Source organism: Metasolibacillus meyeri, from assembly GCF_003049505.1.
GTDB lineage: Bacteria > Bacillota > Bacilli > Bacillales_A > Planococcaceae > Metasolibacillus > Metasolibacillus meyeri.
In genome coordinates this window covers 1-10,337 of the sequence record NZ_PYWN01000059.1, presented here as the reverse complement: position 1 = coordinate 10,337, position 10,337 = coordinate 1, and the positions used below count along the sequence as shown (strand labels likewise).

Here is a 10,337-nt window from a genome sequence, read left to right as displayed (position 1 = left end):
AAAAAGAATTTGTCGCTGACGTTACACTTTCGCGACAGGAGAAGATTTGCTGAACCAAGTTAAATTCAAAAATAGGAGCTTGTCTAAAAAGATATCACCTTTTTAGACAAGCTCCCTGTCAAATTATAAATGCGTAACCATAAGCCCATGCTGATCTGCTGTCGTTAATACGATGCGATGCGCTGGGAATTGCTTTTGCATGCTGATAACAAATTCATCAGCAATTGCTGTTGGTATAATTGAAATAAGAGTTGGGCCAGCTCCACTTAACGCTGTACCGTATGCACCAGCTTGCTTCGCTGCTTCTCGAATTTCTGCGTAGCTTGGGATTAACTGCGCGCGGAAGGGCTCATGAAATAAATCCGATTCCATATAGCGACCGATGCGCCCATAGTCTTTTGCAATCAATGAGGCTGCGAGCATGTTAGCAGCGGCACTCGCCTTGACTGCATATGGACGATCTAGCTGCATAGGGAGAACGCCACGTGCCTCAGCTGTTTTTAATTCCATGTCTGGAATGAACAGTACAAAGGCTACGTCCACATCTTGCACATGAATTGTATCAACAAATCCGTCGTCTGCCATAGAAGAAATAGTGAGACCACCTAAAACAGAAGCTGTCGCGTTGTCGGGATGCCCTTCAATTTGTGATGAAATGTTCAGCCTATCTTGTACGGATAGTTGCAAATCACATAATAAATTGGCTAGCTCGATACCAGCAACAATGGCAGCAGCACTGCTACCAACGCCTCGTGCTAAAGGGAGCTCGCTCGTCATGACGACATGGCAGCCAGGTAATGCCTTATCGTAGCGTTCAGCTACTTGCTTTGCGATTTGATAAATTAAATGATTTTCCACTGTTGTGTCTGCTGGGACATGTCCACCTTGATGAACAAATTCCCATTCAGCTTGTGGCGTTGCTTCTAATGTTAAATAAAGTGACAAACCGAGCCCGATAGAATCAAAACCTGGCCCAAGATTTGCGGTACTGCCTGGAACTTTTATTTGCCAACTCATAGTACACCCTCAATATATTTGCGAATTTCATCTTCATCGTTTGTCAACGATACTAAATCAACCGTTGACACGCTCATTGCTGTATCAGGGTCTTTCAAGCCATTGCCAGTGAAGACAGTTACGACTTGACTGCCTTGTGGAATAAGATTAGCCTTCACCGATTTAATGACACCAGCAAGTGAAGCAGCTGAGCCTGGCTCAACGAAAATACCTTCTTTACCTGCAATTAGCTTATAAGCAGCTAAAATTTCTTCATCTGTTACCGAGTCAATAATACCACCTGACTCATCACGTGCAGCTTCTGCTAATTTCCAGCTAGCAGGATTGCCAATACGGATTGCTGTTGCAACAGTTTCTGGCGACTCGATTGGCTCACCCTTGACGATTGCAGCAGCACCTTCTGCTTCAAAGCCAAAGATTTTTGGTAAACCTGAATTTTTTGCTTCATTATAATCTTTAAAACCTTTCCAATAAGCAGAAATATTACCTGCATTGCCGACAGGAATACATAGGAAGTCTGGCGCTTTTCCTAGTGCATCGACAATTTCAAAGGAAGCTGTTTTTTGTCCTTCAATACGGTATGGATTGACTGAATTGACAAGTGCAACAGGTGTTGTTTCACTAATATGACGAACGATATTGAGCGCATCATCAAAATTGCCATCAATTTCAATGATTTTTGCACCGTACATTGTTGCTTGCGCTAACTTACCTAACGCCACTTTTCCTTTTGGAATAACGACGATAGACTGAATACCTGCTCTAGTTGCATAGGCAGCCGCCGCCGCCGAAGTATTGCCTGTAGAGGCGCAAATAACACATTTTGCACCATCCTCAATGGCTTTAGCAACCGCAAACACCATACCGCGGTCTTTAAAGGAACCTGTTGGGTTTGCTCCTTCGATTTTTCCGTATAGCTCGATGCCTAGTTCCTTAGACAAGTTCACTAAATGTACTAATGGCGTATTCCCCTCATTTAAAGTTAACGATGGTGTATTTTCAGTAACGGGTAAATATTGCTTATATTCTTCAATTAAACCTTTCCACATATCGAACGTAGCTCCTTTTGTTCTTTCTGAATGAACATTTGTTTTTGTATAAAAGACATTGTAAACCTCTAACGCCCTCATTTCAATAGTAAAATAACAATTTAATTTAAACAATATTGTCACAATTAAAAAATAGGTGTATAGTATACATGCTTATACAACTGTAAAGACAGGTGGTTATATTCATTATGGAAAAGCAACAAAATATGCAAATATCGCGCAATAAATTACTCGGTGTAGCAGGTGTTGGCTGGATGTTTGACGCAATGGATGTCGGCATTTTATCCTTTGTTATCGCTGCATTAGCAATAGATTGGGGCTTAAGCCCTTCACAAATGGGCTGGATTGGTAGCGTCAATTCAATTGGAATGGCTGTAGGGGCGTTGTTCTTCGGTATACTGGCTGATAGAGTAGGGCGTAAAAAAGTGTTTATGTGGACGCTTATTTTATTTTCAGTTGCAAGTGGTTTATCTGCGTTAACAACAACGCTAGCACTATTTTTAATTTTACGTTTTTTCGTTGGCATGGGACTTGGTGGAGAACTGCCAGTCGCTTCGACGCTTGTTTCTGAAAGTGTAGAAGCGAAGGAGCGTGGTCGCGTTGTCGTATTATTAGAAAGCTTTTGGGCAGGAGGATGGCTAATTGCTGCAATTATTTCCTATTTCGTAATTCCAGCGACATTTTGGCCAATTGAAGGTTGGCGAGTAGCATTAATTTTAACTGCATTACCCGCGTTTTATGCAATTTATATTCGTATGAAGTTGCCTGATTCTCCGCAATTTATAGCGAAGGCAGCAGCAAAAAAACGCCCTGTTATGCAAAATATTCGAGAAGTATGGTCAAAACCATATAGACGTTCAACTTTCATGCTATGGGTGCTATGGTTCACAGTTGTATTTTCATACTACGGCATGTTTTTATGGTTACCAAGTGTGATGGTAGGAAAAGGATTTGATTTAATTTCTAGCTTTAAATATGTGTTAATTATGACATTGGCACAATTGCCGGGTTATTTCACAGCAGCTTGGTTTATTGAAAAGCTTGGGCGCAAATTTGTACTCGTTACATATTTAATTGGTACAGCGGCCAGTGCTTATGTTTTTGGGAATGCAGAATCTGTTACGATTTTACTTATTTCAGGTATGCTATTATCGTTCTTTAATTTAGGTGCATGGGGTGCGCTTTATGCATACACACCAGAGCAGTATCCAGCAATTATTCGCGGAACAGGCGCAGGTATGGCTGCAGCAGTAGGGCGTATAGGTGGTATTTTTGGCCCGTTGCTCGTCGGATCATTAATTGCAAAAGGTTATGATATTGGTTCGGTGTTTGCAATTTTCTGCGTGGCTATTTTAATCGGTGTAGCAGCAGTACTATTTTTAGGAAAAGAAACGAAGCAATTAGAGTTAGAATAGAAGCTGTAGGGGAAGCAAGTGAATACTTGTCTTTCTCTACAGCTTTTTTTTGAAACGAAATACCTTACTCATTCATCTAATAATTAGATAAGGAAAAGGATGTGAAGAGAGATTGCTAAAAAAAGCACAAAAGGGCAATAGCGAGGCATTTATCCAGCTATTACAAACTGAAAAAGTAAAGTTATATAAAACGGCGTATATTTACATGAAAAATGAAAATGATACGTTAGATGTTGTGCAAGATACGGTAACAAAAGCATTTGCCAACATCAATAGCGTAAAATCAGAGCAGTATTTTTCTACATGGTTAATGAAAATTTTAATTAACACAGCATTAGAGCATTTGCGGAAAAATAGCAAAATTGTATTAATGCATGAAGGTGTTGTGGAGCAAGGACAGGCGTATAGCCATGATGAACGCATGGATTTATTACATGCAATTGAACAACTAGAAGAGAAATATAAAACGGTCCTTCTGCAGTTGTGTTGGAAGATGGCGAAAGGATTATGACAGAAGTTGTACAGGCAGTTGGACGCAATGAGTATCAATTGAAATATAAAACGGATGCAGGCTTGCCATTCATTAAAACAAAGCTGTTGCCGATGATGACAATTGAGCCAGAAGCACAAGTAGTTATTCCAATCAAATAAAGTTTATTTACGGGAGGTATGAGCAATTCACGTTGTTCATAACTCCCTTATTTATCCCGTATTAACAGGCTGTAAGACCCCCACTGATTGAAGGTTCACTTTATAAAAATTGACGAAAAAAGCACAAATGACAGATTGTTCAGAAAAATATTGAATGTCGTTGTGATTCATGTTAATGTATGTTCAAGTTAGAACAGTTGAGAATAGATGAGAAAGGATAGAGAGTAGAGTATGAGTATTTGTGAGAGCATTAAAAAAAGATTTATTCGATTGTCAAAAGGGCAACGTCGTGTTGCACAATTTGTATTGAATGATCCAAGCATCGTCACAACAAAGATTGCAGCCGAAGTTGGGAAAATAGCGGGGGTAAGTGAATCGACAGTAATCCGCTTTTGCTATGCAATGGACTTTGCGGGCTACAGCGAGCTACAAAGAAGAATGAAAGAGGACTTAGCTTATCGAAAATAAGTTAAGACTGAGCTGTCCAAAAAGCCAGTGAATACGTCACTTAATTGTGGAGATTTGGATTAATTCAAGAAAATAATTAGTAGAAGAAAGCTGTAGGAAAGTGTCATGTCCTACAGCTTTTTAATGCTTGTCTTTGTGTCATCGTTAATACGGAGAAAAGGAGCTGACGAAGATTGATTCAGCTCCTTAAGTTACGGCGATATAGCTCTGATAAACAGAGGAGAATGAAATAATATATTACCTCATGTTTAAATCAGCTTACTATACATTATTTCGTCATAGTATTCATTATCTATTTTTACTGCATGTATTTTCTTGCCCTCAGCTGTAAAGCCTTGTTTTTCAAATAGAGCAATGGCTTTGCTATTATGAGACATAATAACTGCTTCTAGCCTTTCAATACCGTTTTGTTTTGCCCATTTTATGCTGTTTTCTAATAGCGAAGTGCCGATACCAGTGTTTTCATAGTTCTTTAATACACCGATGCGTATTGCGGCAACATGCTGTAGACGTTGTTCTTTATAACCATTAATACGTGAATAACCTGCAAATTCGCCATTAACGATACATAAGAGTATAGTTTGCCTTTTAAATTTACGCCACTCAGCCATCTGTTTGCGAATAACTTGTACTGTAAGATGTTGCACATTTGGTTCATAGTATTCAAAGTCAGATTGTTCGTAAATTTGCTCTTGTAGACGAATAAATGAGCGAGCATCCTCTGTTTCAATTGGCCTAATAATAGAAGCTTGTGTATTTTCATCTGTTCCATTTTCTTCATTTCCTGCTTGCTTTAAACGAGAGAATTTTACAGATTGACCTAACTGAACATCAATTACATTATAATTGGCATTGAACCAAGATTGGTAATGTGTCAGAGGAGGCTTTGTTTTTTTCCACCAACTTAAGTTCAAATAAGCTGCATTTGGCAACGCTTGGCCCATAATATTTTCAATCGCTTCATATGTTAATGTAATTTCATTTTGCGTTGCATTCTGGAAGAACTCAGCTAATGGAATATACTTCTTTTCCATCTTTTTAGACATTTCTATCCTCATTTCTGTGACTGAATTTATTTTACATACGGTTATTTTAACATATTGGTCAAAAAAATAATAATTAATGTTCAGATTTTTTATATTTATACTAATAAATGATGTTAAAAGGGAGTTATGTCTATAATTTTTGAAAATGAAGTAGGAAGTTTGGAGCGTTTTCAATTATGAATAGAGGATGAATAGACTAAACGATTATATAAAATCAATTACGGATTCATTTTAATCGAGTATTTGTGCTAAAATGAATTGATTAACTTGATGCAAGTATTGATAAATTAGGAGGCAATTTCATGAGCAAGACATTAGTTTTTGGACATAAGAATCCAGATACAGATACAGTTACATCAGCAATTGTTTACGCGTATTTAAAACAACAATTAGGTGTAGAGGCTGAGGCTGTACGTTTAGGCGACCTTAATAATGAAACGAAATTCGCACTAGAAAAGTTCGATTTTGAAGCACCACGTTTTATTAGCACTGTTGCTGGGGAAGCAAAGCAAGTTATTTTAGTAGACCACAATGAATTCCAGCAATCTGCTGATGGCATTGAAGAGGTACAAATTACGGAGGTAATTGATCACCATCGTGTAGCGAATTTCCAAACGGCTGACCCGTTATATTTCCGAGCCGAGCCTGTTGGTTGTACAGCGACGATTTTAAATAAATTATTTAAAGAAAATAATGTAGAAATCCCTGCAAATATCGCAGGTTTAATGCTATCAGCCATCGTTTCTGATACATTATTATTCAAATCACCAACATGCACAGAGCAAGATATAAAAGCGGGTGAGGAATTAGCTGCTATTGCAGGTGTGGATGTAGCTGAATATGGCTTAGCGATGTTAAAAGCAGGTGCAGACTTATCGGATAAATCATTAGAGGATTTACTATCATTAGACGCAAAAGGCTTCGATTTCGGTGCATACAAAGCAGTCGTAGCCCAAGTAAATGCTGTTGATATTGAAGACGTACTAGGCCGCCAAGCAGAATTAGAAGCATTGCTGGCGAAAAATGTCGAAGACAACGGCTTAGATTTATTCTTCTTCGTTGTAACTGATATTTTAAACAATGACTCTACAGCAGTGGCAGTTGGACAAGTAGCAGAAAAGGCAGCAGCAAGCTTTGGCGCAACGATTGTTGATGGTCGTATCAGCTTATCAGGTGTTGTTTCACGTAAAAAGCAAATTGTTCCTGTGTTAACAGAGGGCTTGAAATAAAAATGACAGAGGCTATCGAAATTGTGGTAGCCTCTATTTTTGGATTGCAAGGCTATTCAAAAAGCCGAAATATTTACTTATTGTTTAAAAGAAAAGACTTCAAAACTAGCACTTTTAAATTTCCTAATGCAAACGTAACAATTTGCCCAGATCAATAAAAAACAACGAGATCCAATAAGGGCTCGCTATAGTTCTTCTAGCTTCAATGGATAAACCGCAGGACCTTCTATAACATTGCCCTTTTTATCAAAGCGAGAGCCGTGACATGGACAGTCCCATGTTTCATCAGCATCATTCCAGCGTGTCTTACAGCCTAAATGGGTGCATTTGGGTGTTGACATCCGTGTCACATAGCCTGCAATAAATTGCTCGCTAATAAAGCCTGCCTTTGTGAGCATGTCATAAACCGTACGACCTTGTATGCGGCTAGGCATATACAATTGTGTGGCGCGATGCTCTTTATTCGTAAAATAGCCACGTAATATTTCCGCAGCTACAAGCGAACTGGATAGTCCCCATTTTTTAAAGCCTGTTGCAATATAAATAGGAGAATCCTTTGTCATGGGGCCGACAAGTGGTATGCTATCAGGTGTTGTCATATCTTGTGCACTCCATAAAAAATTTGGAGCAGGTAAGTCAAACTTACTATCCAACTCTTGTGTAAGCGTATCGTAATACTTCGTTGTTTCTCCTTCGGTTCCAGCCAGATGAGATGTACCCCCATAAACAAAATAAGATTGTCCATCGACTTGAGCTGTGCGAATTGTGCGGGCTGGTGAGTCAATGCTAATATATTGACCTTGCAATAGATCAGTACAAGCTGTCGCTGTTAAATAAGCACGATCTACCGTTAGCTTTAATGTGTTGAAGCCAGCGATTGAATCAATTGGATAATGCGTGCAGAGCACGAGTTTTTTGCAGGCAATCGTGTAGCCTTCCGCTGTTGTAACTGTCGGCTTATCTGTCACTTGTGTAGCGCGGGTATGTGTGAAAAATTGTGCGCCAGCCTGTTGAGCCAGTTTGGCAAAATGTAGTAAAAACTGCACTGGATGAATTTGTGTTTCATGCTGCATACCTAAAGCTAGTTGCACTTTATCTGCTAACTCCGTATCGTTTGTGATAAGCGATGGAATACCTATCTTCTTATATGCTTCATATTCCTGCTCCAATAAAGTACGATTGTCGGTTTCGGTTGTATAAATAAATGATGTAGCAGTTGTGTAAGTTGTTTTGTCAGCTTTAGCTAGCGCTTTTTCAATCGCAGATTTATTCACTTGATAGTAAAGCTTCGCCTCATCCTCCTGCAACGTAGAATAAAATAGCCCATGCTGCGCTGTTAATTTTCCTGTAGAATGTGCTGTTGCTCCCTCACCGATGCTTTTCGCTTCAATAACAATGACACGTAGCCCCGCTTTTGCTAGTAAATAAGCCGTGTAAACACCGCTTAAACCAGCCCCAACTATGCAAATATCACAAACTGTATCAGATGATAACGTTGAAGTTGTCATTGGTGTCGTATGATGAAGCCATAAAGATTGTTGCATTAAAAATCCTCCTTACCTATATTTAGCATACAGTATAGGGAAGTTTACCTGTCGCTATTCATAAGGCAAAAAAATTGAATCATCTATTCACTTATTTGTACAATGAGGAAACAGAGGAGGAGAAACGAATGATTATACAAGTATGGTCTGATTATGTATGCCCATTTTGCTATATTGGGAAAAAACAATTAGAGCTAGCAATTGAACATTCCGGCTATGAAGGACAAATTGAAGTGCAATATAAAAGCTTTTTACTGGATCCGTCAACACCTATTGATACAGAGGAATCCATTTATGGTCCGTTAGCTGCGAAATATAATATGTCCATCGAGAAAGCGAAGGAAATGACGCAAAATGTAGCAGCACGCGCAAAAGAAGTGGATTTACATTATGATTTTGATCGTATGAAAACAGCGAATACGATCAAAGCACATCGTTTGGCGAAATGGGCTGAAGCGCAAGGCAAAGGTGCAGAGATAAATGAACGCTTATTGCAAGCCCATTTTTTAGATGGCTTAGCTATTGGTCGCATTGATGTACTAGTCACGCTAGCTGAAGAGGTTGGTTTAAACGGTAAGGAAGCCAAGGAGATGTTAGAGGGCGACGAATATAAAGAAGAAATGTATTCGGATATTGAAATCGCTCGTCAGTTAGATGTACGTGGTGTGCCATTCTTCGTCATCGATAATAAATATGGCATTTCTGGTGCACAGCCACAGCATTTATTTGAGCAAACGGTGGAAAAGGCAGCTGTAGAGGCTGGCTTACAGCGTAAATTAAATATGGTTGGTGAGCAAGGTGCGCTATGTGAAGATGGCGTTTGCGATATTGAATAAAGTTCAGACTAAAGTCTTAGAGCAGCATAGTTGATTTTTTTTAGCTGCTCTATTATTATATGTAATATCTTGATTTCGAGATAAAGTGAAACTTCACTCAGTGGGGGCCCCACTGAGTGTTAGTTGAACCAATCGGGCTTTTTCGGACAGTTATCGCCTACCTATCCTTTTTGTTCTTCTCAAGTCTTGAGGTGGGCGTCTTACTGTCCGTTAATGCGGGATAAATTAAACTTTTTTATTTTAAAGGAGATTTTTATAAATGGCAAATGTATTAGTAGTAAAAGCAAATAACCGCCCAGACGGTGTTTCAACAAAAATGTATGAAGCTTTCGTAGCGGAAGCAAAAGCACAAAATATTGAGTTTTCAACATTTGATGTATTTGAAGAAAACTTAGCATACTTCGGTCAAGAATTATTTAATGCTTTCGGTAAAGCGCAAGCGGGTGAAGAGTTAAACGAAAAAGAAGCTGCTTCATTAGCATCTTTCAATAAATCACGCGAAGCATTAACTGCGGCAGATGTTGTTGTATTCGCATTCCCATTATGGAACCTAACAATTCCAGCGGCATTACAATCATTCATCGACTACACTTATGGTGCAGGCTATTCATTTAAATACGGTGAAAACGGTAATTTAGTAAGCTTAATGACAGACAAAAAATATATCGTTTTATCTGCTCGTGGCGGTATCTACTCATCACCAGAGGCAGCACCGTCTGAGATGGCTGTTAATTATATTAACAACGTAATCGGTGGTGTTTATGGTATGCAAAAAGTAGACGAAGTAGTAATCGAAGGTCATAATGCAAACCCAGCGAAAGCGGAAGAAATTATTGCAGAAGGCTTAGAAAAGGTAAAAGCAGCAGCAAAAAATTTAACAGCAGTATTAGTATAAAACTGAGTAAACTAGGACAACAATGAAAAACGCATGAAATCACATCGTTGATTTCATGCGCTTTTTTTGTAGTATCCAAAATAGGTGTTTTTTATCATGTTACTATAGCTAAAATTAATTTAATATAAAAGTAATCACTAGTGTCGCATTAAAATAATTAATTGCACTATTGTAAAATGAATTTTCT

Annotated in this window: 11 protein-coding genes; 7 read left to right on the top strand and 4 right to left on the bottom strand. The window is 38.7% G+C overall.

Annotated elements, in window-relative coordinates; genetic code table 11:
- Nucleotides 1-123 precede the first annotated feature (123 nt).
- Nucleotides 124-1,017 (bottom strand): homoserine kinase, encoded by an 894-nt coding sequence (thrB, locus tag C9J34_RS09465; protein ID WP_107839622.1) that lies wholly within the window; start codon nt 1,015-1,017, stop codon nt 124-126.
- The gene (thrC, locus tag C9J34_RS09460; protein WP_107839621.1) at nt 1,014-2,066 is read right to left on the bottom strand and encodes a threonine synthase; all 1,053 of its coding nucleotides are present in this window, start codon (nt 2,064-2,066) and stop codon (nt 1,014-1,016) included. Before thrC ends, thrB begins: the two co-directional genes overlap by 4 nt.
- A 188-nt stretch (nt 2,067-2,254) precedes the next feature.
- Between thrC and C9J34_RS09455 the strand changes: the two genes are divergently transcribed.
- The 4 genes from C9J34_RS09455 (at nt 2,255) to C9J34_RS09445 (ending at nt 4,600) form a co-directional block, all read left to right on the top strand.
- Complete coding sequence (locus C9J34_RS09455) at nt 2,255-3,481, top strand: MFS transporter (protein WP_107839620.1); 1,227 nt, start codon at nt 2,255-2,257, stop codon at nt 3,479-3,481.
- Nucleotides 3,482-3,593: 112 nt separating this feature from the next.
- The gene (locus tag C9J34_RS09450) at nt 3,594-3,992 is read left to right on the top strand and encodes a sigma-70 family RNA polymerase sigma factor (RefSeq protein WP_107839619.1); all 399 of its coding nucleotides are present in this window, start codon (nt 3,594-3,596) and stop codon (nt 3,990-3,992) included.
- Nucleotides 3,989-4,132, top strand: a complete 144-nt coding sequence (locus C9J34_RS21925) for a hypothetical protein (RefSeq protein WP_193768955.1) — start codon at nt 3,989-3,991, stop codon at nt 4,130-4,132. Before C9J34_RS09450 ends, C9J34_RS21925 begins: the two co-directional genes overlap by 4 nt.
- A 231-nt stretch (nt 4,133-4,363) precedes the next feature.
- Nucleotides 4,364-4,600: a MurR/RpiR family transcriptional regulator gene (locus C9J34_RS09445; protein WP_107839618.1), complete on the top strand. Its 237-nt coding sequence runs from the start codon at nt 4,364-4,366 to the stop codon at nt 4,598-4,600.
- Between the two features lie 248 nt (nt 4,601-4,848).
- Here C9J34_RS09445 and C9J34_RS09440 read toward each other — a convergent pair whose 3' ends face one another.
- Nucleotides 4,849-5,646: a GNAT family N-acetyltransferase gene (locus C9J34_RS09440; RefSeq protein ID WP_238600613.1), complete on the bottom strand. Its 798-nt coding sequence runs from the start codon at nt 5,644-5,646 to the stop codon at nt 4,849-4,851.
- A gap of 302 nt (nt 5,647-5,948) precedes the next feature.
- On the opposite strand from C9J34_RS09440, the gene C9J34_RS09435 reads away from it, so the two are divergent.
- Nucleotides 5,949-6,875 (top strand): manganese-dependent inorganic pyrophosphatase, encoded by a 927-nt coding sequence (locus C9J34_RS09435; RefSeq protein ID WP_107839616.1) that lies wholly within the window; start codon nt 5,949-5,951, stop codon nt 6,873-6,875.
- A gap of 185 nt (nt 6,876-7,060) precedes the next feature.
- Here C9J34_RS09435 and C9J34_RS09430 read toward each other — a convergent pair whose 3' ends face one another.
- Nucleotides 7,061-8,419, bottom strand: a complete 1,359-nt coding sequence (locus tag C9J34_RS09430) for an FAD-dependent oxidoreductase (protein WP_107839615.1) — start codon at nt 8,417-8,419, stop codon at nt 7,061-7,063.
- A gap of 128 nt (nt 8,420-8,547) precedes the next feature.
- Between C9J34_RS09430 and C9J34_RS09425 the strand changes: the two genes are divergently transcribed.
- Both C9J34_RS09425 and C9J34_RS09420 read left to right on the top strand, forming a co-directional pair.
- Entirely contained in the window at nt 8,548-9,255 is a 708-nt protein-coding gene (locus tag C9J34_RS09425; protein ID WP_107839614.1) for a DsbA family oxidoreductase, read from the top strand.
- 259 nt (nt 9,256-9,514) lie between these two features.
- Nucleotides 9,515-10,150 (top strand): FMN-dependent NADH-azoreductase, encoded by a 636-nt coding sequence (locus C9J34_RS09420; RefSeq protein ID WP_107839613.1) that lies wholly within the window; start codon nt 9,515-9,517, stop codon nt 10,148-10,150.
- Nucleotides 10,151-10,337: the final 187 nt, after the last annotated feature.